Annotated in this window: 19 protein-coding genes; 8 read left to right on the forward strand and 11 right to left on the reverse strand. The window is 65.6% G+C overall.

The annotated features are described in order from the left end of the window. Nucleotides 1–48 precede the first annotated feature (48 nt). From QX041_RS25245 to QX041_RS25255, 3 genes are all read left to right on the forward strand, one after another. Complete coding sequence (locus QX041_RS25245; protein ID WP_315717547.1) at nucleotides 49–1,221, forward strand: ABC transporter ATP-binding protein; 1,173 nt, start codon at nucleotides 49–51, stop codon at nucleotides 1,219–1,221. After that, nucleotides 1,218–2,132 (forward strand): ABC transporter permease, encoded by a 915-nt coding sequence (locus tag QX041_RS25250; protein WP_315753900.1) that lies wholly within the window; start codon nucleotides 1,218–1,220, stop codon nucleotides 2,130–2,132. The genes QX041_RS25245 and QX041_RS25250 overlap by 4 nt, the downstream gene beginning before the upstream one ends. A gap of 171 nt (nucleotides 2,133–2,303) precedes the next feature. Continuing rightward, nucleotides 2,304–3,116, forward strand: coding sequence for an ABC transporter permease (locus QX041_RS25255; protein ID WP_315826711.1), 813 nt, complete (start codon nucleotides 2,304–2,306; stop codon nucleotides 3,114–3,116). 101 nt (nucleotides 3,117–3,217) lie between these two features. Here QX041_RS25255 and QX041_RS25260 read toward each other — a convergent pair whose 3' ends face one another. The 5 genes from QX041_RS25260 to QX041_RS25280 form a co-directional block, all read right to left on the reverse strand. Then, nucleotides 3,218–4,204, reverse strand: a complete 987-nt coding sequence (locus QX041_RS25260; RefSeq protein ID WP_316166885.1) for an alpha/beta fold hydrolase — start codon at nucleotides 4,202–4,204, stop codon at nucleotides 3,218–3,220. 7 nt (nucleotides 4,205–4,211) lie between these two features. Next, nucleotides 4,212–5,063: a carbohydrate ABC transporter permease gene (locus QX041_RS25265; protein WP_315717543.1), complete on the reverse strand. Its 852-nt coding sequence runs from the start codon at nucleotides 5,061–5,063 to the stop codon at nucleotides 4,212–4,214. Then, nucleotides 5,060–5,935 (reverse strand): sugar ABC transporter permease, encoded by an 876-nt coding sequence (locus QX041_RS25270; protein ID WP_315826712.1) that lies wholly within the window; start codon nucleotides 5,933–5,935, stop codon nucleotides 5,060–5,062. The genes QX041_RS25265 and QX041_RS25270 overlap by 4 nt, the downstream gene beginning before the upstream one ends. 116 nt (nucleotides 5,936–6,051) lie before the next feature. After that, nucleotides 6,052–7,434: an ABC transporter substrate-binding protein gene (locus tag QX041_RS25275; RefSeq protein WP_315717541.1), complete on the reverse strand. Its 1,383-nt coding sequence runs from the start codon at nucleotides 7,432–7,434 to the stop codon at nucleotides 6,052–6,054. 142 nt (nucleotides 7,435–7,576) lie between these two features. Continuing rightward, nucleotides 7,577–9,526 carry an AsmA family protein gene (locus QX041_RS25280; RefSeq protein WP_315810648.1) on the reverse strand — a complete coding sequence of 650 codons (1,950 nt, stop codon included), beginning with the start codon at nucleotides 9,524–9,526 and terminating at the stop codon, nucleotides 7,577–7,579. A gap of 310 nt (nucleotides 9,527–9,836) precedes the next feature. Here QX041_RS25280 and QX041_RS25285 point away from each other — a divergent pair, with 310 nt between their 5' ends. After that, nucleotides 9,837–10,565, forward strand: coding sequence for a CoA transferase subunit A (locus QX041_RS25285; RefSeq protein WP_315717540.1), 729 nt, complete (start codon nucleotides 9,837–9,839; stop codon nucleotides 10,563–10,565). After that, entirely contained in the window at nucleotides 10,565–11,215 is a 651-nt protein-coding gene (locus QX041_RS25290) for a 3-oxoacid CoA-transferase subunit B (RefSeq protein ID WP_315717539.1), read from the forward strand. The genes QX041_RS25285 and QX041_RS25290 overlap by 1 nt, the downstream gene beginning before the upstream one ends. An 8-nt stretch (nucleotides 11,216–11,223) precedes the next feature. On the opposite strand, the gene QX041_RS25295 is transcribed toward QX041_RS25290, so the two are convergent. The 4 genes from QX041_RS25295 to QX041_RS25310 form a co-directional block, all read right to left on the reverse strand. Next, complete coding sequence (locus tag QX041_RS25295; protein WP_316166887.1) at nucleotides 11,224–12,945, reverse strand: hypothetical protein; 1,722 nt, start codon at nucleotides 12,943–12,945, stop codon at nucleotides 11,224–11,226. Nucleotides 12,946–13,123: 178 nt separating this feature from the next. Then, nucleotides 13,124–14,005, reverse strand: a complete 882-nt coding sequence (locus QX041_RS25300; RefSeq protein WP_315754989.1) for a formylglycine-generating enzyme family protein — start codon at nucleotides 14,003–14,005, stop codon at nucleotides 13,124–13,126. Between the two features lie 51 nt (nucleotides 14,006–14,056). Then, a complete protein-coding gene (gene nirK / locus QX041_RS25305; RefSeq protein ID WP_315754991.1) occupies nucleotides 14,057–15,151 on the reverse strand; it encodes a copper-containing nitrite reductase in 1,095 nt (364 codons plus the stop codon). Between the two features lie 347 nt (nucleotides 15,152–15,498). Beyond that, on the reverse strand, nucleotides 15,499–15,708 hold the full coding sequence (locus tag QX041_RS25310; protein ID WP_315826714.1) for a hypothetical protein: 210 nt from the start codon (nucleotides 15,706–15,708) through the stop codon (nucleotides 15,499–15,501). 211 nt (nucleotides 15,709–15,919) lie between these two features. On the opposite strand from QX041_RS25310, the gene hemN reads away from it, so the two are divergent. Next, nucleotides 15,920–17,272, forward strand: coding sequence for an oxygen-independent coproporphyrinogen III oxidase (gene hemN / locus QX041_RS25315; RefSeq protein WP_316166889.1), 1,353 nt, complete (start codon nucleotides 15,920–15,922; stop codon nucleotides 17,270–17,272). Between the two features lie 84 nt (nucleotides 17,273–17,356). Beyond that, nucleotides 17,357–17,548, forward strand: coding sequence for a DUF1858 domain-containing protein (locus QX041_RS25320; RefSeq protein ID WP_315810649.1), 192 nt, complete (start codon nucleotides 17,357–17,359; stop codon nucleotides 17,546–17,548). On the opposite strand, the gene QX041_RS25325 is transcribed toward QX041_RS25320, so the two are convergent. Further along, the gene (locus QX041_RS25325; protein ID WP_315754997.1) at nucleotides 17,549–18,268 is read right to left on the reverse strand and encodes a Crp/Fnr family transcriptional regulator; all 720 of its coding nucleotides are present in this window, start codon (nucleotides 18,266–18,268) and stop codon (nucleotides 17,549–17,551) included. A gap of 170 nt (nucleotides 18,269–18,438) precedes the next feature. Here QX041_RS25325 and QX041_RS25330 point away from each other — a divergent pair, with 170 nt between their 5' ends. After that, nucleotides 18,439–19,650 carry an NnrS family protein gene (locus tag QX041_RS25330; RefSeq protein WP_316166891.1) on the forward strand — a complete coding sequence of 404 codons (1,212 nt, stop codon included), beginning with the start codon at nucleotides 18,439–18,441 and terminating at the stop codon, nucleotides 19,648–19,650. Here the strand turns inward: QX041_RS25330 and QX041_RS25335 are convergent. Then, complete coding sequence (locus QX041_RS25335) at nucleotides 19,635–22,976, reverse strand: PAS domain-containing protein (RefSeq protein WP_316166892.1); 3,342 nt, start codon at nucleotides 22,974–22,976, stop codon at nucleotides 19,635–19,637. The genes QX041_RS25330 and QX041_RS25335 overlap by 16 nt on opposite strands. Nucleotides 22,977–23,123: the final 147 nt, after the last annotated feature.

A 23,123-nucleotide genomic window follows, 5' to 3' on the forward strand; every position in this document is an offset into this window, starting at 1 on the left:
TGCCGACCGGCCGGGCGTTGTGTCCGGGCAGGGTGATTTGATCAGGACATGGCTGACGACATCGCAAATCCAGCGCCCGCCGAGGAGCCGGCGGCATCACCACTGCCGGAACCGCGCCCCGATCCTCAGCCGCCGATCCTGCGGATCGAGAACGTCGTCAAGACCTTCGGCAGCTTCCGCGCCGTCGACGGCGTCTCGCTCGACATCCGAGCCGGCGAGTTCTTCGCGCTGCTCGGCCCCAGCGGCTGCGGCAAGACGACCTTGCTGCGCATGCTGGCCGGCTTCGAGACGCCGGATGAAGGGCGCATCCTGCTATCGGGCGAGGAGATCGCGCAGGTGCTGCCGCATCAGCGGCCCGTCAACATGATGTTCCAGAACTACGCGCTGTTCCCGCATCTGAACGTGCGCGACAACATCGCCTTCGGCCTGAAGCGCGCCGGCATGCCGCGCGCCGAGATCGCCACCCGCGTCGCGGAGATGGTGGCGCTGGTCCGGCTCGAAGGCCTGGAGAAGCGCAAGCCCGATCAACTGTCCGGGGGACAGAAGCAGCGCGTCGCGCTGGCACGCTCGCTGGCGCGCCGGCCGAAGGTGCTGCTGCTCGATGAGCCGATGGCGGCGCTCGACAAGAAGCTGCGCGAGAGCACGCAGTTCGAGCTGATGGAGCTGCAGCGCAAGCTCGGCATGACCTTCATCATCGTCACCCACGACCAGGAGGAGGCGATGACGGTGGCGAGCCGGATCGGGGTAATGAACGCGGGAAGGCTCGAGCAGGTCGCTGCACCGCGCCGCCTGTATGAAGAGCCCGTGTCGCGGTGGGTCGCGGAGTTCGTCGGCGACATCAACCTGTTCGAGGGCGAGGTGACCGCGCGTGAGTCGCACCGGCTCCGGATCACGACCGCCGCTGCCGGCGAGCTCGCCGCGGCGCAACCCGTCACTCCGATCAGCGAGAGCAAGGTCGCAGTCGCGATCCGTCCCGAGAAGATCCGCCTCGCGCTTCGCCGGCCGGCGGCTGATGCCGCAGCGATCAACTGTGTCGAGGGCGCCATTTCCGATGCGAGCTATCTCGGCGGCAAGACCGTGTACAAGATCAAGCTCGACGGCGGCGCTGTCCTGCACGCGTCGCAAGCCAACACGGCCCGGCTCGACGCCGACGGCTATGGGCTGAACCAGCGCGTCGTGGCCTGGTTCACGCCCGATGATTGCGTGGTGCTGGAGCGATGAGCGCGCGCCGCATCTTCTCGCGTCCGGCGCGATTTGCGGCGATCGCGCCTTACGTCTGGATGGTGCTGTTCTTCCTGGTGCCGTTCGCCTTCGTCGCCAAGATCAGCCTGTCGCAGACTGCGATCGCGCAGCCCCCCTATACGCCGGTGTTCTCGCTGGCTGATGGTTTGTCGTCGCTTCGGGATGCATTTGCGGCGCTGTCGCTCGACAATTTCCGTCTGCTGCTGTCGGACGATCTGTATCTCGCGTCCTATCTGCGCAGCGTCGTCGTCGCGGCGACGTCGACCGCGATCCTGCTCCTGATCGGCTACCCGATCGCCTATGGCATGGCGCGGCTGCCCAGGCGTTGGCAGGGCATCGCGATGATGCTGGTCATCGTCCCGTTCTGGACCTCGTTCCTGATTCGCATCTATGCCTGGGTCAACATCCTGCAGCATGACGGCCTGTTGAACCAGATCCTGCTCGCGCTGCATCTGGTGTCCGCGCCGGTGGTGTGGCTGTCGACGGACAGCGCGATGTATGTCGGGATCGTCTATTCCTATCTGCCCTTCATGATCCTGCCGCTGTTTGCGACGCTGACGAAGCTGGAGCCGGCCCTGGAAGAGGCCGCCGCCGATCTCGGCGCCTCGCCGCGCCAGACCTTCTGGCTGGTGACGTTTCCGCTGTCGCTGCCGGGTGTCGGCGCCGGCGCGCTGCTGTGCTTCATTCCGATCGTCGGCGAGTTCGTCATTCCCGATCTGCTCGCCGGCTCGAAATCGCTGATGATCGGCCAGACGCTGTGGCTTGAATTCTTCACCAACAAGGACTGGCCGGTGGCCTCCAGCATCGCCGTGGTCCTCTTGGTCGTGCTGTTGCTTCCGCTTCTGCTCTACGACCGGCTGCAGCGCCGGCAGTTGGAGGAGAGCAGGTGATGGATGGCGTACAGCAAGGCACGTTCTCTCGCTCCCCTCCCCCTTGCGGAGAGGGGTTGGGGGTGGGGGTCCGCATCGGCGGTCTTTGCTGGGTGCCCCCCTCCCTGACCCTCCCCCACAAGGGGGGAGGGAACGGAGAGGGTTTCACTGGGATTGAGGGAGGAGGAGATCGTGCCTAATCCCTCCCGCCTGTCGCGCTTCAACGTCGCCTCGCTGACGCTTGGGCTCGCCTTTCTTTACCTCCCGATCCTGATCCTGGTGATCTATTCGTTCAACGCCTCGCGGCTGGTCACGGTCTGGGGCGGCTGGTCGCTGCGCTGGTACCACGAGTTCTTCAACGACCGCGCGATGATCGATGCAGCCTGGATGAGCCTGCAGGTCGGCGCCACCTCGGCGACGGTGGCGACCTTGCTCGGCACCCTTGCCGCGGTGGCGCTGTCGCGCGGCCAGGGATTTCGCGGCCGCATGCTGTTCTCCGGCATGCTGTATGCGCCGCTGGTGATGCCCGAGGTGATCACCGGCCTGTCGCTGCTGCTGCTGTTCGTGGCGCTGGAGGCCGAGCGCGGCTTCTGGACGGTGACGCTCGCCCACACGACCCTCACGATGTGCTTCGTTGCGGTGATCGTACAGTCGCGGCTGGTCTCGCTCGACCGCAGCCTGGAGGAAGCCGCGATGGACCTCGGCTGCGATCCCTTGCGCGCGTTCGTGATGGTCACCTTGCCACTGATCGCCCCGGCGGTGGTCGCCGGCTGGATGCTCGCCTTCACGCTGTCGCTCGACGATCTCGTGATCGCGAGCTTTACCACCGGCCCGGGCTCGGCGACGCTGCCGATCCGGATCTATTCGGAAGTACGGCTCGGGGTGAAGCCGGAGATCAACGCGATCTGCACGCTGGTGATCGGGCTGATTGCCGTGGTGATCGTCGTGGCGTCGTTAGCTTCAAAGCTGTCGAGTGATCGCGGCGAGAGCGCTGCGCCACTATAGAAGTCGTCATTGCGAGCGTAGCGAAGCAATCCAGGGCCGCGCCAGGACTCTGGATTGCTTTGCTACGCTCAAAATGACGGAGAATGCTGCGGCAGCGTCGCTCAGGCCTCGAACAGATGCAACGCGGCGGCCACAACCGTGCGGTGGATCGCGCCGCGGTCGACCGACGGCGGATCGACGCAGCACGCCGGGTCGGCGCTGCGTCCGAGCGCGGTGCTCTTCGGCAGGAACACATAGTGGCCGGCCTCGTCGGCAACGACATCAAAGGTGCTGCCGCTGAGCCGCTCATGCAGCCAGCGCGCGGATGGCAGCAGGGCGTCCCCACCGCCGACCATGATGCGTGCGGGTACGCTGATCGCGGCGACGCTCTCGTCGGAGAAGCCCTGCACCGATCGGCCCGGCGCCAGCAGCAGCGCAGCCTTGATGCGGGGATCGCGATAGGAGGCCGACATCCGCCCCCAGGAGTCGCGGAAGATCTGGCTCTTCTCCATCAGCCGCGGCAGATGATCGACGAGATCGGGAAACTCGCGCGGTCCGCGGCCCAGATTGGCGCCTGGTTCGAACGGCGAGCGGAGCATGATGGCGCCGAGCAAGGCGGTGGCGGTGACGCCGCCGAGCGAATAGCCGACGGCGTAGATGCGGTCGGGGTTGATACGGCCTTCGAAATTGGGATGAGTGGCGATGTGGTCGATCAGCAAGGACATGTCGCGCGGGCGTTCCCATGAGCAGAGGAAGCCCTCTGCCCGGTAGGGCTCAGCGTTGCTGTTGCCATGATGATTGACGGCGACCGCGACGAAGCCGCGGGACGCCAGCTCGCGCGCCAGCCATTCGAACTGCAGGCCGTTGCAGCCGGTGCCATGCGAATACACGACGAGCGGGCAAGTCCCGTTGGGACCGAGCGGCGCATCCAGCGCCGCAGGTCCCGCCTCGAACCATCCTTGCGGCCATGGGGCGACCGGAAGCGCTGCTTCGATCGCGCTATCCGCGGCCGGATACCAGGCGAACCAGTCGATGGGCCGCGGCCCGTCGTCGTCCCAGTTCGGCCGCGAAGCGTCGGCGAACCGTCCCTGACGAAATCCGACCCTCATCGCTCCGTCACGACTTCACGGCGCCGGCGGTCAGGCCGCCCACCATGTAGCGCTTGAAGGCATAATAGACCGCCGCGGGCGGCAGCGCGTAGATGAAGCCGGTGGTCATCAGGAGCTCCCACGGCGAATCGTCGGCGGCCAGGAAGTTGCCGAGCGCCACGGGCAGCGTGATATCCTTGTCGTTCGACAGCAGGAGGAACGCGTAGAGGTACTCGTTCCAGGCCAGCAGCACCGCATAGGTTCCGATCGCGACCAGCGAGGGCATCATCAGCGGCACATAGACGAGGCGGAAGATCTGCAGCGGGCTGGCGCCATCCATGACGGCGGCCTCGTCCAGCTCGACCGGCAGCTTGTCGGAGGCCTGTTTCAGCACCCAGATCGCGTAGGGCGAGGCAATCGTCACCATCGCCAGGATCAGCGACCAGTCGTTGTTGAGCAGGCCGTATTTGCCCATGGTGCGATACATCGGCACCGCGAGGAACGCCGCCGGGATGAAATAGGTGAACAGCGCGAGGTTCATCACCACCCGGCTGCCGGGCACGCGCAGGCGCGAGATGGCGTAAGCCGCGCAAGTCGCGATCACCAGGGTCAGCGCGCCGACGGCGGCGGCAATGATGACGGAGTTGCCGAACTGGATCCAGAAGTCGCGCAGGAAGTAATGCTGCTGATGGAACACGATCGAGAAATTGTGCAGCGTCGGATGGTCCGGCCACAGCTTGCCCGAGAACGCGTCCTCCTTCGGCGAGATCGCGAACAGGAACATGTGGTAGATCGGGATCATCGTCCAGATGAAGACGGGGATGCCGATCAGCAGCAGCCGGGCCTCGGTGCCGACTTCGCGCAGGGTGGGGAGCTTCATCGCGACAACCGCTTCATCATGAAATAGACTAGGGGGAGCACCAGCGGCATCGCGCAGACGATCGAGGCCATCGCGAGGCTGAGCTGATCGAGCCGGAGATAGCGGATGCCGAGTGTCGCCAACACGTGGGTGAGATCGGCCGGACCGCCGCCGGTCAGGAGATACACGCTGTTGAAGTCGCCGAGCGTCCAGATCATCGAGAGCAGCGTGCAGGTGACGTAGAGCGTCTGCATCGACGGCCAGGTGATGTAGCGGAACTTCTGCCACCAGGTGGCGCCGTCGACCTCGGCGGCCTCGAACAAATCGTGCGAAATCGCCAGCCGCCCGGTCATCAGGATCAAGGTCCAGAACGGCAGCGACTTCCAGATGTGCATGCCGATCGCCATCGACAGCGCGACCGTCGGGTCGTTCAGCCAGTTGGGGCCATCTTCGCCGGTGAACTTGAAGATCAGCTGGTTCACCACGCCCCATTCGGGATTGAGCATGAAGCGCACCGACAGGATGGTCGGGATCGAAGGCACCGCCCAGGGCAGGATGAAGATGACCGACAGCCATTTGATCCAGCCGCGCTGCTGAATGAAGAAGCCGGACAGGAACAGTGCGATCACCATCTTCAGATTGATGCCGACCACAAGGAAGATCAGCGTGTTGACGGCGGCGCGCGCGAAGATGGGGTCGTTATACAGCGCGACGTAGCTGGCCGGCTCCCGGGCGAGCCACAGGCCGTAGCCGACGGGATAGACGACGAAGGCGAGGAAGACGAGCAGATAGGGGGCAAGCATGACGATGCCCCACACCTGTGACGGTGTGAGCAGCACCGGGCGCGGCGCCTCCGCGAGTGCGGAATCGGAAGCTGAGAGCGTGATCGCCATGGTCGTTTTTCCCGGGTCGTCTCTTCCCGCCTATAAGCCATCCCGGCCGCATGCGCTGCGGCCGGGTTTTGTTGTCGTTGTCAGGATCTCGAGCTAGTGCCTCGCGAGGCGAGAGACTAGCCGGCGACCTCCTTCAGCCGCGCGATCAGCTCGTCGACGGCCTTCTCGACCGGCACCTTCTCGCTGACCACGCGGTTCATCGCCTTGGCCCAGACGTTCTCATTGTTGAGGATCGTGAACTTGTAGTTCTTGGTGAAGTCGAACGGCGTCGTGCCGCCGGTGAACTGGGTGTAAACGGCCTTGCGATGGCGGTCGGCCTGCCAGAACGGGCTCTTCTGGCCTGCGGTCGTCACCGGGAACCAGCGGCCCAGCGCGCCCTCGATGTAGGGGCCGAGGTTCTCCTCCTGCATCAGGAACTTGATGAATTCCTTGGCCTGCGCCTTGTGAGGAGCATTGGCGAAGATCAGTCCGGTCTTGACGTCGGAGCGGTACTTGATCGGCGTGCCGTCCGGCTTGTTGGGGAAGGACGCGGTGATGATGTCCTCCTCATAGGCCTTCTTGCCGGCCGCGCGCTGCTCGGGCGTCAGCGCCGGGTTGGTGGAGTCCTCGAACCACTTGGCCGCGATCGAGATCGTGAAATTGTGGGTCATCACGATCGTCTTGTTGTGGAACGCGACGTTGTTGTCCGGATCCTTCCAGGTCGTGGACGAGGGCGGCGTGCAGCCCTTGATGTAGGTGTCGGTATAATCCTTCATCGCCTTGACGAGGCCGTCGCGCACCTTGGGGTCGTCGACCAGCAGCTTGCCGTCGTCGTCGACCAGCTTGACGTTGTAGGCGTCCATAAAGGTGTAGAACGACTGGAACGAGTCGGTGGATTCCACGCCCATCGGCTGACCGACGCCATACATGCGCTGGCCGGTGGCCTTGCGGACCGCCGGCTGCACCTTGTCGCACCAGAACGTCCAGTAGTCTTCCCACTTGGTGGGGATGTCGCTCTGCTTGAAGCCGGCCTTGCTCAGCAGGTCGCCCCAGATCTGGACGTGCATGCTCTGTTGCTTCAGCGGGAAGCCGTAATAGGCCTTCTTCTTGGTGACGTTGTTGTAGAGGTAGGCGGTCTCGAGCGTGTTCGGAGCGAACGCCGACTTCATCGGCTCCAGGATGTCGGTGAGATCCTCGAGCTTGCCTTCGTAGGCCCACTTGCCCTGGGCCTGAACGTCGTAGGTGTCGGCATAGGCCACGTCGGGCACGGTGCCCGAATCGAGCGCGGCGACCGTCTTCGGAATCATGTCCTGGATCGCGTATTGCGACAGCTCGACCTTGATGCCGGTCTTGGCCTCGAACTTCTTGACGACGTTGAGCAGCGCATCGTCCTCGGACTTGTAGAAGCCCTTGCTCCACCAGATCGTGATGGTGTCCTGAGCGATGGCTGGTGCTGCAGCGCAAAAAAGCCCGGCGGCTGCGACTGCGATCGAAAGCGCACCCATTCCCCTGGATTTCACGTGTCTCTCCCTGATCCGCCGATCTTGCTTGATCGGTTGCGGCCGGACACTAGCCCAGGGACCCGACGTGATCCAGAAGTAATATATCAGACATAGGTCGTGACGGCGGCCGCGTATCGGCACGCGAAGCAAGCCGCGTCGGTCAGTTCTGCTTGGTGGGAGGGTCGCCCGTCGGAGCGTCAGCCTGCGGCGCAGTGTCTGGCTGCGCCGGGCGCAATCCGCCGCCGGTGAATCGTTCCAACACCGAGCGCACCGCATCCCTCGTCTTGCGGTCCTTGACCGCATCGAGCAGAGGGGCGGCGGCCGGAGCGCGGCGGATCAGGCTTTCCGGATCGGGAAAGATCAGTGGATCTTCCCAGGGGCCCTGGACAACGAAAGGCAGTTCGAAGCCGTTGCTGCCGTTGCCGGACGACAGCAGGCTCGCGACGCCCTTGAAATCGTATTCCCGTGTCGGCACCGAGGCCGTACCGGTCATCGTGATGCGCGCGGTCGGGCTCTCGACGCGGATGTCCTCTGCGGTCGCGATACCCTCGGAGAACTTGACCGCGATCGTCAGCGAATCGTAAGGCGTCGAACCGGAGCGGAAATTGCCGCCGCGCGACAGCGGGCTGCGCTCGAGGCGCTTCAGGAGCTGCTCGACGTTGAAGCCGGAGATCGCGCCATCGCGGCCCTGCAGGTTGGCGCTGCCGTCGAGCGACTGGGCGAGCCCGAACGGGCTCGAGCCCGAAGCCGTCAGCGAGACGTTGAGATTGCCGCGTCCCGACAGCGACGACACGCCGAACATCTCGTTCGCGCAGGCCTGCAGATCGACATCGTTGAATTGCAGCTCAGCCTTCACGTCGGCCACGGTGTCGGCACGGGCGATTCCGAACGAGCCGCGCACGATGCCGCCATACATCTGAGCCTCGCCGACCGAGAGGGCGAGCACGCCGTTGCGCAGGTTGGCGCCGAAGGCCGTGCGTCCGATTTTCGAGGAGCCGACCGTGACCTTTGCGGCCGATAGCCGCATGTCGAGGTCAGTGGTGGACAAGGCCTTGAGGTCGAAGAGTTGCCGATTCCAGTCGCGGGCCCCATTGGCCAGCAGCCGGACCGTCGAGATGTAGGGGGTGAAGTCGAGCGCGTCGGCCGCCAGCGTCGCCTGCAGCGTCTGCCGGCCGTTATTGGCGTAGGTCATCACGCCTTCGGCGGTATTGCCGTCGAGTTCGACGTTGACATTGGTGAGGGCGATCGAGGCGCCGACCACGTTGGCGCGGGCACGCAAGGCGAAGCGCCCGAAGCCGCCGCCGCCGAGCGGCGTCTGCCCCGTCCAGCGCAGCGCATCGCGGAGCGACGGGCTATCCACCGTCAGCATGCCTTCCATCAGCGCGCTGGTGCGGTTCGCGACCGTGCCGTCGAAGGCGACCTTCAGCGGCGCGCTGGCGAGCCGCATCTTCAAGCCGGACCGGTCCCCCGACAGCGCAGCCAGGAAGTCGCTGACGCTGATGGAGCCCTCGATGCGCTGGCCGCGCCAATCGAACTGCCCGGTCGCCGCGAACGAGCGCGAGATCGACGGCCAGGCGAGCGACAGGTCGATATCGTCGAGCCGCTCGGACGCGTGGTGGTCGGTGTCCTCGTAGACCAGGATGCCGTCCTGAATGCGGATCTCGGAGAACGACATCTGGCTGTCGGGCCCCGGACGCATCGTGCGCGCGATGGTCTCGATGAAGGGCGTCCAGTTGCTGTTGCCGTCGGCCTCGCGGGTGACGTTGATCTGCGGCCGCAGCATCATGACATCGGCGATTTCGAACCGCTGCAGCAGCAGCGGCAACAACTGCAGATTGGCGGTCAGCACGTCGACGCGCAGGGCCGGATCCGCGGTGCCGCTGCCCTTCAGGCCGACATCGTGGAACGAGACATAGCTGCCCGGAAACAAGGAGACGTCGATATGTCCCTTGACGACGAGCTCGAGCCCGGTCACGGCGCGGATCTGGCTCTCCACCGCCTGCCGCAGTGCCTCGCGATTGACCAGCCAGGAGCTCGCCAGCAGGGCCACGAACGCGATGCCCAGCAGCACCGCGATCGGTGTGCCGAGGCGCCTCATTCCTTGGGCCATGGTCACGGACATGTCCTGGGATCGTCGGATCGCTGGTTACGCGGGATGGGCAGGGTGCGCCGAAAACCACTGCCAACATCAACAACTTGATGCGCTTTCTTGACGCTTTCAAGGCCACGCCGCCGGTGTGGCCGGATTGCGGCGGAGCCCTGATATTCCGGACTCCGGATCGCCACGGAGGCGCAGGCTGGTGCGACAGCTAAAGCAGGATGTGCGCGTTGGGAAGGCATCATTGACGCATTGCGAAGATTTCGCCTAATAATCCGGTCGATATCCGCGCGGTCGCCGCTCTCCATCAGGTCATTCCCGTATGAACAAGGTCTATCCGGACGCCAAATCCGCCCTTGCCGGCCTCCTCAAGGACGGCATGACCATCATGTCGGGTGGGTTTGGTCTTTGTGGCATCGCAGAAACCCTGTCCGACGCCATTCGCGAGTCCGGGGTGAAGGACCTCACCGTCATCTCCAACAATGCCGGGGTGGACGGCATCGGCCTGAGCCGGCTGCTGGAGACGCGGCAGATCAAGAAGATGATCTCGTCCTATGTCGGCGAGAACAAGCTGTTTGCCCAGCAATATCTGGCCGGCGAGCTGGAGCTCGAATTCTGCCCGCAGGGCACCCTGGCCGAGCGCATCCGCGCCGGCGGCGCCGGCATCCCGGCCTTCTTCACCAAGACCGGCGTCGGCACGCTGGTCGCGGAGGGCAAGGAGGTGCGGGAGTTCGACGGCGAGAAATATCTGATGGAGCGCGGTCTGTTTGCCGATCTGGCGATCGTGCACGCCTGGAAGGGCGACACCGCCGGCAACCTCGTCTACCGCAAGACCGCGCGCAACTTCAATCCGATGATGGCCACTGCGGCCAAGGTGACGGTCGCGGAGGTTGAGCATCTGCTGCCGGCCGGCCAGATCGATCCCGACCACATTCATACGCCGGGCATCTTCGTGAAGCGCATCATCCAGGTCGGAACTGCGCTCAAGCGCATCGAGCAGCGCACCGTGCGCAAACGTGAAGCCGCCGCCGCAGCCGGGGAGGAAGTCTGATGGCCTGGACGCGAGAGCAGATGGCGGCGCGCGCCGCCAAGGAGCTGCGGGACGGCTACTACGTCAATCTCGGCATCGGCATTCCGACGCTGGTCTCCAACTTCATTCCGCCGGGCGTCGACGTCGCGCTGCAGAGCGAGAACGGCATGCTCGGCATGGGTCCGTTCCCCTATGAGGGCGAGGAGGATCCCGACCTCATCAATGCCGGCAAGCAGACCGTTACCGAGCTGCCGATCACCAGCTATTTCTCGTCAGCCGAATCCTTCGCCATGGTCCGCGGCGGCCACATCGACCTGTCGATCCTCGGCGCCATGCAGGTCGCCCAGAACGGCGATCTCGCCAACTGGATGATCCCCGGCAAGATGGTGAAGGGCATGGGCGGCGCGATGGATCTCGTCGCCGGCGTCAAGCGCGTGGTCGTGGTCATGGAGCACAGCGCCAAGGACGGCCCGAAGCTGCTCAAGCAGTGCACCTTGCCGCTGACCGGCGAGCGCGTGGTGGACATGGTGGTGACCGATCTGGCGGTGTTCACGATCGACAAGCACGGCAATGACGGCATGGCCCTGATCGAGCTCGCCGACGGCGTGACGCTCGACGAGGTCAAGGCCAAGACCGAAGCCGAGTTCCGGGTCGCGCTGAAGAATGCCTGAGGGCGCGGCTACCAGCGCCGGCACAGCATCTCCGCGACCTTGACGGCGAGCCGGCATGCCGCTCGCCGCGGCGGGCTCGCAGCAGTGGACTGCGCGGTCTCCGCCAGCCCCTGAATGATGAGACACGGCACACTGCGGCTGAGGCAGATCAGCCCCATCGCATAGGCCATGTTATCCGTCGCAAGCGCGCCTGGAAACGCTGCCGAGATCTCGGCATTCGTGCCGTCGCCATCGCACGTCACCGTCATTCCTTCGAAGAACACGCCGATGTCATCCAGCATGCCATCCGCGGCCTCGTGCGCGAGGCGGCAAAGCTCGGGATCGGCCGGAATGATCATTCCGCTGTCATCGACCAAGGGCGGCTCGGCAATGCTGAGCGCGTCGCGCAGCTTGATCTGAATCCGGAATGGCGCGACCGAGGTGGCGATGACGAGATCACCGGGGCCGGCGCCGACGAATCGCGGGCCGCGGGCCGCGTGCGGAAGATTCGGGCCCAGTGCTTCGGCCCGTCCCGGCATGATCAGCCACTGCGCCCCATGCTCTTCGATCGCCACTGCGGCCGCGCTCGCCACCTCGGCCATCGATCGCCCGAGGCACACGACCGCATGGAAGCAGGAATGCCTGATGATGGCGCGCGCCGCGTTGCGCTGTTCAATCAGTGTGCCCGGGCCCATGGCCTGGACCAGGGCTTCGATATCCTCCGGCGTTTCGACCAGGAAACCGATCGTGTTGGCTTTGGCATGGAGAAATCGCAGCGCGTCGAGCATCGCGTTGATGCTGGCCTTCTCCCGACCATCGAGCTGCTGCCACAGCGCTTCCAGCACGTCCAGAGAGGCCTCGATGCCGGCGCCGATCACGCCCTGGCCGAGCGGGCGGCCGGGTGTCTCGCAACGGTAGAGCTCCTCCAATGCCTGCAGGACGGTTCTGCGGTCCTTGACGGCGTAGGCTCCTTGCAGGATGCGCGCGAGAACCTGGGCGCGCTTGCCAAGTTCGAGCGGAACGGCGAGCCAGGCAAAATCAGCCAGCTCGGCCGCCTGCTCGCTTGCGGCGCGCTGGAATTCGCCGACGACCTGACCGTAGTGCCAGCTCAATTGCCACGGCGTCACCTGCCGTCCGCGATACCTGCCGCGCTCGATGCGTTCGAGCGATTGCGCCTGCAACTCGTTGCGCAGGTCGGGATCTATTCCCGATGCGCGGGAATCCAGCAGACGATAGGCGCGTGTTGCGATCGCCGGTCCGAACCATTCGTGCTCGGGGTCGCCGACCGAGAGACCGCTCGGCATGCGGATGTGGACGGTCCTGCGAAACTGGTCGAGCTCGCGTCTTGCGACCTGGGCCGCGGTCACCGAAACCTGCTGCACCTCGCACAAACCGTCGACCACACTGGCCCAGTCCCAGAAGTCGTCGCCATAGAACGGAATGCGATATTGGCGGCTCGCGACGATCCGTGCGCAAGCCTGTTCGATGGCGGGAGCCACGCGATCGAGAATATCCTTGCGCGCCAGCGCGCCGTCCGTGAGACATTGGTGCACGAGACGCGCCGCGCCCGCATTCACCACGTGCCAGTCCCTGGCGGCGAATTTAGGCGACGTCCGCAGATATTCGAGCGCGTCGATGAGGCAGCGTCCAGCCAGTGCGCGGGGCGAATCGTCGTCGAACCAGCTGGTGTTGCCAATTCCGTAACCATGCAGGTCGGACGTGAAGAAGACCGGCGGATGTCGAGAATTCACACTCGCCTCCTGGTCCGCTTATCGCGTCTCTCAACGAAAATTGTCTAACGTTTGTAGCTTGCATCTCGCAATCGAAAGTTGATTTTGCGTGACTGTCATTTGTGCCAGTGTCAGGGCACCGCCGATCCGGCACCGGCGTGGGTTGCTGTCGAGCGTGCTTAACGCTGAGCACGCCGCGTCAGGCGCGAATGGCGCCGAGGAGCCGGCTGAGACGCTGCGTCATGCTGCGGCTCCATGAGGGCTGTTCGCGGACCAGCCGGAAGCCGAGATTGGCAGGTGGCGTGCCGGAGGCGCAGCCGCCGGCGCGCGCGTCGCGGATGAAGTCGGTCACGTAGGCTCGATGCGCGCCTTCGGCCAGCCGCACGCCGCAATTGCTGACGGTCTTGGTGACGCGACCTGCACTATCCTGCATCTTGCGTGTGAAGCAGGTCGAGGTCCACTCCCAGACATTACCCGCGAGGTCGGCAATGCCGTGCTCGTTGATGCCGAAGCTGCCGAAGCCGCGCGTCTCGGAGTCCTCTTGCAGCGCGGCTTCCCGCTCGTAGCGGGCAATCCAGCGTCGGGAGGGATCGGCGTCGTCGATCGAGACGCCATCGTCCTTGAAGCGGCTGCCCGCTGCATAGGCCCACTCGGTATCGGTCGGCAGACGATAGCTGTGGCCGGTCCGGTGTGAGAGCCATTCGGCGTAGGCCACCGCGTCATGCCAACTCACCTGCACGGCCGGGCGATCGCTGGCGATGGGAACGTTGCGATCGAGCGCGCGGCACGCATGCGCTTCGACGCAGGCGTGGTAGTCCGCGGCACTGACCTGGTTCGTCATGATCGTCAGCGGATGATCAAAGCGGACCGTCGTGATGGGCGCTTCGGCCTGCCGCCCGCTGCGGAGATGGTCACCGGAGTCGCGGTAGCTGATCGTACCAGGTGCGATCTCGGTGAGGGCGGGGCCGTCGAAGTCCGCAACGCGGTTTGGCAGATCGGCAAGGATCGGTGCCATTGCGGTCGGGCCAGCCAATCCGACGACGCAGGCGATGGTGAGCTTGAGCTTGAAAGCGAGCAGCATGGCAGCACACTCAGGAGAGTGGGGGCCGGATACGCCGGCCCCCAGGGCCGATCAGTTCGTCGTGCCGGTCGGAATGTCCGCCGGGGCCTTGACCTGCGTCATCAGGTCGTCATTCCACTTGCCTTCGACCTTGAAATGGGCCGTCGCGCCGAGATTGGCCGCCTCGATCAGGTTGTGGGTGACGTAGGCGTAGATGCCGGGCTGCAGGAATTTGTAGAGCGCGGCGCCTGCCGAGCCGCCCCGGATGAACCAGGTCTCGAGCCCGGTCTCCGGCGCGTTGGAAAATTTGCCGGTCTCCCAGACATAGTCGCCGTGGCCGCCGATCAGATGCGGACGACTGTCGCGGTTCGCCTGCGAGTGCACGATCAGAACGTTCTCGCCGACATTGGCCGTGAGCGCATTCTTTCCGGTGAGCGCGCCGGCCTTGCCGTTGAACACCACATGGGTCGGCGTGAGCTTGCGCATGACCTCCTCGGTGTCGCTATAGGCTTCGCCGGGCGAGTCGTAGGACTTGAAGTTTCCCTTCTCGTCGCGCGGGACGTAGAGGTCCTGCTCGCCGATGTAGTAGACGCGATCGTAGCGCAGCGCGTGTCCGCGGCCGTCATTGAGACCGTCGCGCGGCAGCACCATCACGGCGCCGTTCATGCCGGAGACGACATGCCAGGGGATCATCGGTCCGCCGGGGGCGCAGTGATAGACGAACACGCCGGTCCGCGTCGCCTTCCAGCGTAGCACGACCTGTTCGCCCGGATTGACCAGGGTCAGCGCGCCGCCGCCCAGCGCTCCGGTCGCGGAGTGGAAGTCGATGTTATGCGGCATGCTGTTGGTCGCGGGATTGACCAGGGTCACCTCGACATAGTCGCCCTCATGGACCACCATCAGCGGGCCTGGCATCGAGCCGTTGAACGTCATGGCCTGGAAGGTGGTGCCCTTCTCGTCGATCACCATCTTCTTTTCCTGGACCACGAGCTTGAACTCCATGATCTTGGGCCCCTGCTTCGTCGCCTGCTCGTGCGCATGCACGAACGGCGGAGCCACCAGATCGACCTTCTGGCGCGGCAGCTTGAGGTCCTCGGCCATCGCGGGAGCCGCAAGCATCATCGCGGCGATGGCTGCACTGAACATGGCGGTGCGGCGGGTCAACATGGATCGCTCCTTCATTGGATCTGTTGTAGTGCCGCAATCACCATGCTCCCGTTGGAACTCGGCTTGTTTGTGCTGCAACAAGCAACTTCGCAATTGCGGAATCAGGCGGCGGATTTTGAGCGAATTTGGCGCGGCTGCGCCCGCGCAGCGCGCGAATGAGTTGCATCGGCGCGCAGTTTCTTGGGAGGCCGGACAGGGTGCGGAGCAAAGCGGGCCGGACTGTCCCGCGCGACGACGCGATAAGATGGGATCTGTCCGTTTGCCCATACGGCACGAGAATCGCGGGCGCTATGATGCGCGCTTCAGAGCACAGCTCTGGACCGATCGACGATGGGCTCCCGAACTCGTCAGCTCAGCCAGCGCACCGCCAGCAACACGATGAAGGCCACTGCCGCGGCGATGCAGAACACCGTGGTCATGAACATGGCGATGTTGCCGAGCAGGCCTGTGGGCCCCGACTCGTCGCGGAACGATTCGAAGCCGTCGGACTGGGGGATATGGCCGCGGATGCCGGCGAGGAGAGCAAATGAACGGATCAGCAGTTGCAGAGCTTCCATTGCGGTTTCCTCGAATCGTCGATGAATCAATGATGACGGGAAATGAGCCGGCCACTTTGAGGAAGCGCAAAGTCCGCGGTGATCACCGGCGTTCTACTGCTCCAACAGGGTATCTGCCGGCCGCGCCTTGAGAAAGCTCAAGGTCGTCCCTCTTGCCTTGTGTCAAGAACCTCCGAACCCCAGGTCGACACGCTCAGGTGACAGGCAGGACATGAGACCAGATCTTGCAGCATGCTACGGACAGGAGCGCCTCCCGCGCTACACCAGCTATCCCACGGCGCCTCATTTCTCCACCGCGGTCGGCCCGTCCACCTACGCAGAATGGCTGCGCGCGATACCAGCAAGCGCGACGGCATCGTTGTACCTGCACGTGCCCTTCTGTCGCTCGATGTGCTGGTATTGCGGCTGCAACACCATGGTCGCCAAACGCGACGAGCCGATTGCGGTCTACGAATCGGCACTACGTTGCGAGGTCGACATGGTGGCGCGCCAGATCGGCCGGCGGCTGCAGGTCGGGCACATCCATTTCGGCGGCGGCACGCCGACCATCATGGCGCCGGAGTCCTTCGTCGATCTCGTCGGATCGCTGCGCCATTCCTTTTTCGTGTTGCCATCGGCGGAGATCGCCATCGAGATTGATCCGCGCACGCTGACGGCGGAGATGATCGCGGCGCTGGGGGTGAGCGGGGTCAATCGCGCCAGTCTGGGCGTGCAGAGTTTCGATCCGCGGGTGCAGCAGGCGATCAACCGGGTGCAGAGCTTCGAGCAGACTGCGGCGGCCACGAACGGGTTGCGTCAGGCCGGCGTTGCCGGCATCAACTTCGACCTGATCTACGGACTGCCGCATCAGAACGTCGAGTCGTGTCTCGACACCGTCCGGCGCGCCATCGACCTGCGCCCCGACCGGCTCTCCGTGTTCGGCTACGCTCATGTGCCATCGTTCAAGACGCACCAGCGCAAGATTCAGGACTCGGCGTTGCCGGACAGTCTGGAACGCTACGATCAGTCCTGCGCGATTGCTGACGCGCTGAAGGACGCAGGCTACGTCCAGATCGGGCTCGATCATTTCGCCTTGCCCACGGACCCGATGACCATCGCGTTCCGCGAAGGCCGGCTGCATCGTAATTTCCAGGGCTACACGACCGATGCCAATGATCTGCTGCTCGGCTTCGGCGCCTCGGCGATCGGACAGCTGCCGCAGGGCTATGTCCAGAACGCGCCGCAGGTCCGGGCCTATGAGCAGAAGATCGCGTCCGGCAGCCTCGCGACCGTTAAAGGCTATGGACTGACCGATGACGACCGCCTGCGGGCGGACATCATCGAGCGCATCATGTGCGACTACGGCGTGGATCTCGACGTCATCTGCACTCGCCATGGCACGGACACCGACGACATGCTGAGATCGGCGCCGCGGCTGCAATCGCTGATCTCCGACGGTGTGGTCGAGCTCAACGGCGGTGCGCTCGCGGTGACCGAGCATTCCCGGTTCCTGGTGCGCAGCGTCGCTGCGGCGTTCGATGCGCATCTCGACGCGTCGAAGCAGCTGCACAGCCGGGCGGTCTGACTGTCGAGGTGCCGCGGTGCTTGTGCCGCGACAAAGACCGCAAAGGGCATGCCCGCTACCGTTCGCGCTGGAATGGAGGCGCGCATGCCAATCTCCTTCGATGAACTGGTCGACGATGTCATGCGGCGAAGGCCGGAGACGATCGGCGTCTTTCTTGCTTTCCAGATGCGTTGCGTCGGTTGCCCGATCGCCTGTTTTCACAACGTCGCGGATGCCTGCCACGAGCATGGCGTCGATCGCGACGCGTTCCTCGCGGCCCTGTGTGCCTGCACGTGATCAGGTGCGGGATGCGGCCGCGTCGCCGGCGCCCTGCTGCGCCAGCAGCACGATCTTGTGCGGCTCGCGCAGGACGATCTTCTGACGGCCGCTTTCGACCAGGCCGAGCTGCTCCCAGCCGGAGAGGATGCGGCTCACCGTGTGCAGCGTCGTCCCGGTCATCTGCGCAATGTCCTGCCGGCTGATCGGGAAATCGATCTGCACGCCATGATCGAGCTTGCGGCCGGCCTGGTTGGCGAGCCGAAGCAGCGCATGCGCGATGCGCTGCTCCACCTGCTGCGTCGACATTTCGATCACGCGCGCGTGGGTTTCCTGCAGCCGCTGGCCGACCGTCTGCAGCGTGTTCGCCGCCAGCGATGGGAACTTCGCGACCAGCCGCGGCCATGAGGCGGACGGCCAGGCCAGCACGATGCTGTCATCGACGGCGGTCGCTGTCGCCGGATAATGTTGGAGTCCGATGGCGGGGGCGACGCCGAACGTGTCCCCTGGCACGACATAGCGCACCACGATCTGGTCGCCGGTCGGTGTCGTCTTGCTGGCGCGGACATGACCGTGGAGCAGCAGGAAGAACGAGGTCGCATCGGCGCCCTGCTCGAACACCGCGCCGTTGCGGGGCACGCGAAGGGAGCGGGCTTCCCGCAGCACGTCCGTGAGATCCTCAGCGGACAGCCCTGCAAACAGCGGCAGATGCGCGACCAGCGAACGGTCGATGGAAGCCATGGTGTTCTCCGGGGCCGGATTCGGCTCAATTTTGCGGCGCTCAATAGCACGTTTTTGCGATCCGTCGGAAGTTTGTGCTGGCGCAAGCCATGGTGGGCGACCCGCAACTACATGTTAAGCACAGCGCCGCGATCGGTGCGGTTCCCGTCCTTCATCGAGCGAGCATGCACATGGCCATTCCACGCAACTATCAGGGCTGGACCGTCCTCGCCAACGGGTTCAGGCCGTTCTTCCTGCTCGGCGCGCTCCAGGCTGCGCTGGCGATCCTGATCTGGCTCCCGGCCTTTTACGGTGAGCTGAAGCTGAGCTCGGGCTTTGTCCCCCGAGACTGGCACGTGCACGAGATGCTCTACGGCTACCTGCCGGCCATCGTCACCGGCTTCCTGTTCACGGCGATCCCGAACTGGACCGGACGGCTGCCGATCCGGGGCCTGCCGCTGCTCACCCTGGTGCTCGTATGGACGGCCGGACGACTGGCCGTCACGGTGTCGGCGCTGGGTCCCTGGTGGGCCGCGCTGCTGATCGATGCGAGCTTCCTCGTGCTCGTCGTCCTGGCCGCGGCGCGCGAGATCGTCGCCGGGCGCAATTGGCGCAATCTGCCGGTGGTCGCGATCGTCACGGTGCTGTGCGCCGGCAACATCGCCTTCCACGTCGAGGCCCATCTGCGTGGCTCGGCCGATTACGCGATCCGCGTCGGCGTTGCCGTGATCGTGCTGCTGCTCGCGCTGATCGGCGGCCGCATCACGCCGAGCTTCACGCGCAACTGGCTGGTCAAGCACAATCCCGGCCGGCTGCCGGCGCCGTTCGGCCGCTTCGACATCGCGGTCGTGCTGTTCAGCGCGCTGAGCCTGCTCGGCTGGATCCTGGTTCCTGAGAGCGCGCCGACCGCGCTCGCGCTGGCTGCGGCCGGCATGTTGCATGTGGTGAGGCTCGCGCGCTGGGCCGGCGATCGCACCTTGCGCGAACGGCTGCTGGTCATCCTGCATGTCGGTTACATGTTCGTTCCGCTCGGCTTCCTGCTCACGGCGGCCGCCAGCCTCGGATGGATTCTGCCCAGCGCCGGGCTGCATGCCTGGATGGTCGGAGCCGCCGGCATCACGACGCTTTCCGTGATGACGCGGGCCACGCTCGGCCACACCGGCCAGGCGCTGACGGCCGCGCCCGCGACCCAGGCGATCTATCTGGCGATCATCATCGCAGCGGTGACGCGGATCTGCGCCGCAGTGGCGCCGGCGCACGGCGAGGTGCTGCTGCACGTCGCGGCGTTGGCCTGGATCGTCGCATTCGCCGGCTTCGTCCTGGTGTTCGGTCCGCTTCTGCTCGGTCTCAAGCGTCGGTCACTGGCCGTGCGGCGGGCGGGATCGGCTCAACCAGTGCTCTGATTGCGCGCCACGGCGCGGGGAAACACCACCTCGATCAACGTGCCGGATTTCGGCGCCGCCTTGATATGAAACTGCGCCCGGTTGGCTTCGACCAGCGCCTTGGTGAGCGACAGGCTGAGACCGGCGCCATCGGGGCCTTGCTCGGAAGCCGAGGGCGCACGGAACGGTTCGAGCGCGGCGGCCACCTCCTGATCGTTCAGGCCATGACCGGTGTCGCGCACGCGCAGCGCGACCTCGCCGAAATCGGTCAGCGCGGTCGAGACGATGACCTGGCCGCCGGGATTTGCCAGCGAGATCGAGGCCGAGATCAGGTTCATCGCGATCTGGCGCAGCGCCCTTGTGTCGGCGATGACCGGCGGCAGCAGTTGCGACAGCGAGGTGCGGATGATGATGCGGGCGCGGTTGGCCTGCGGCTGCATCACTGCGACACAGCTCTCCACCAGCTCGTTGAGGTTCTGGCTGGTGAAGGTGAGCTCGAGCTTGCCGGTCTCGATGCGCGACAGCTCCAAGAGATCGTCGATCAGGGAGACGACGCGCTCGCCCGAGGCGCGGATGTCCTTCATGTATTCGGCGTAGCGCGTGTTGCCGATCGTGCCGAAACGTTCGCCGATCATGACCTCGGCAAAGCCGATGATCGCGTTCAGCGGCGCGCGCGCCTCGTGGCTGATCCGGGCCAGCATGTCGGCCTTGGCGTTGGCGGCCCGATCGGCCACGCGACGAGCCTGCAGCAATTCGCTGTCGCCGCGATGGAGTTGCGACAGGTCGCGGAACACGGCAAAGAAATTCGGACCGCCGGGCCGGGTCCGGCCAATTGCCATCGACAACGGAATGACGCCGCCCTGAGCGACCTTCCCGAGCACCTCGCGGCCCTGATCGAGCCCGCTCGACGCGCCGGCCTGCTGCACGCTGTCGAGGTCATCGAGCACGAGGCGGGCGCTTTCCGGCGCGAACAGCTCAATCAGGTTACGGCGCACCAGCGCCGCGCCATCGTAGCCGAACAGCGCCTCGGCGCTGCGGTTGCAGGCGTGGATGTTGCCGCCGGCGTCGAACATCAGGATGCCCTCGGCTGTGACGTCGAGGATCACCGCAAGATCTTCGGCTTCGGCGTGGCCGGCGGCCGGAGGCGGGGCCACGACCAGGGGGGCCGGTGCAGCCGAGGCCGGCGCCGACATCGGTGCGGCGTCGGCCGCCGTCGGAACCGCGGCTGCGGTGCCGGGCGCCGGAGCGAAGATCAGGGCATGGGCAGTATCGCCGTCCCAGGTGATCGTGAACAGGCGAGCTTCCGCCTTCACCTCCTCGCTGGAGGAGCCGTCGGCGGCCGAGATCGTGACGGGGGTGCCGGCCTCCGACTTGTTCGACGCGGACGACACGCCCGGCTCGACATAGAGCGCATCGAGCCCGCCTGCCTGCTCCAGAGCCGCAAGATCGGCGTAGCCCATCTGCCTGAAGAAGGCCGGATTGCCATAGAGCAGCCGATCGAGCCGGTAGATCAGCATGCCCGTCGGCAGCAGGTCGAGCAGGATGCGGTCACGCTGACTGTCGCCCTGGGCCGGCGGCTCCTCGGGGCTGAGCCATTCGGTCTGCAGCTCCGCGCCATGATCGGTCGCCGTTTCCGTCGCCGACGGAGCCTGCTGCTGCGGCGGGACCGACGGATCGCTCACGCGCGATCCCGGCTCGAGCGCCGCACTCGCGACGCCCGCGGCTGAGTTGCGGATCTCGCCTTCGAGCCGGGCCGACAGCTGACGCGCGAGTTCATGGAACGCACTGTTCTCCACCGGCGTGAGCACCGGATGCTTGGACTCGCCCGGAGCGCGGAACGGGACCACGTTCCCGGTCGTTTCGAGCCCGATACCGTCGATGTGGTGTACGTCCGGCGCAATGGAAGCCTCACGCGATGACGCAGTGACGTTGTCCTGCTGCGGCGGCACATCTGCGGCCTGCACATGGTCGGATTGGGCAGGTTCGGTTTCGTCGGCGTCCGGAGCATCGGTCGCGGCTGCATCGGTCGATGCGGGGCGACGCAGTGCGGCCAGCCGGTCCAGGGCGTCGAGGTCGCGACAGACGCCGAAGCCGCGATAGCCGGCATGGGTTCTTTCGTCCGTCAGGACAGGCAGTCCCGACAATTCGACCGCAAGCCGCTCGCCCTCGGCGGGCCAGCTGACGACGATCCCGCTCCAGGTCTCTTTCGTTTCGATCGCGGCACCGACCCGCCCTTCGGGATCGAGGCCTAACGATGCAGTGAGCTCATGCCAGGGACGGCCGAGCTTGGCGGCGCTGTGCCGCCCGATCAGGCGGATGAATTCATCGGAGCCGATCGAGAACCGTCCCTCGGCATCCATCTGCCAGGAAAATCGGAGCGGATGGCGGCGGCCGACTGAAGGGTCGGCCGCGCCGGAATCGGCAGGATGCGCGTGATCTTCCGTTTGCGGCGCCGACGCCTTGAACAGGTCGGCCTCGGCCGGATCGTCGATCAGCAGGAACTCGGCCGGCGCTTCGTTCGACAGCGCGGGGGATTCGTCGTCGGTTTGGCGTTCAGTCATTGCATCCATCGGAAGAGGAGGCGAAGTCACGACCGCGGGCCCAGCGGCAACGTCCACGGGGGATGGTGATGCCGGGGCGGCATCCGCGGTTGGCTCAGGTATTGGCGCCGTGCCCGGCGCCTCGATCTCCTCGGCAGGGGCCGGCATCGGGACGGCCACCAGCCCGACCTGGTTGCCGCTGCCGATGCGGTAGAGCGCTGCGCGCTCCGTGCCGAACGCCACCTCGGCCATGCCATCGGCCAGCGCCGCCCTGCGTATCCCGACGAAATCCGGCTCGCTCAGGTCGCGCATGCCAAACAGGCGCCGTCCGGCTGAACTGATGCCGGCGAACTGACCGTCCTGGGTGAATGCGATCAGCGCATGCTCACTCGTCTCCACGAGCCGCTTCAGGCGATCCGCCAGGGGGAAGCTACGTCCACCCCCGTCGGTGCCGGTGATCAGCACCGCGCGCGTGCCATCCGGCAGATCGATCCGGGCGCAGCCGCAGGTCGCGAGCGTGCCGAGCGGCGCGCCGAAGCCACGGAGGCGTTCGAGCCGCAAGGCGCCGGTCTCGGGCAGCCGCCGTCCCAATTGAGCGACCTGGCGACGATGCGCGTCGGCAGGGCCGAGCGTCTTAGCGATCAGCGCCGCTGCGCTCGCCGCGCCGAGGGCGCGCGCACCGGCCGCATTGGCCCACAGCACACGGCTGCCATCGGCCGACCATAGCCAGGCCGGCAGACTGCCGGCGGCGTGGACGGCCAGCCGGGGGTCGCTGAGGGCCTGCAATTCGAGATCGGCGTAGGTCATGGGCGACGACGGCAAACGGCTCTTGTGATGTTGATCGGCCGACGGATCGGCGGTCGGAACTGGTCGCGTTAAGAATTCGTTACTATCGCGCGTTTTGAGGGCCGAGGTCCACGGCGGGGCCGCGCTCCTGTCCTGCTAAAGCTTGGA

Source organism: Bradyrhizobium sp. SZCCHNRI2009 (assembly GCF_032485115.1).
Lineage (GTDB): Bacteria > Pseudomonadota > Alphaproteobacteria > Rhizobiales > Xanthobacteraceae > Bradyrhizobium.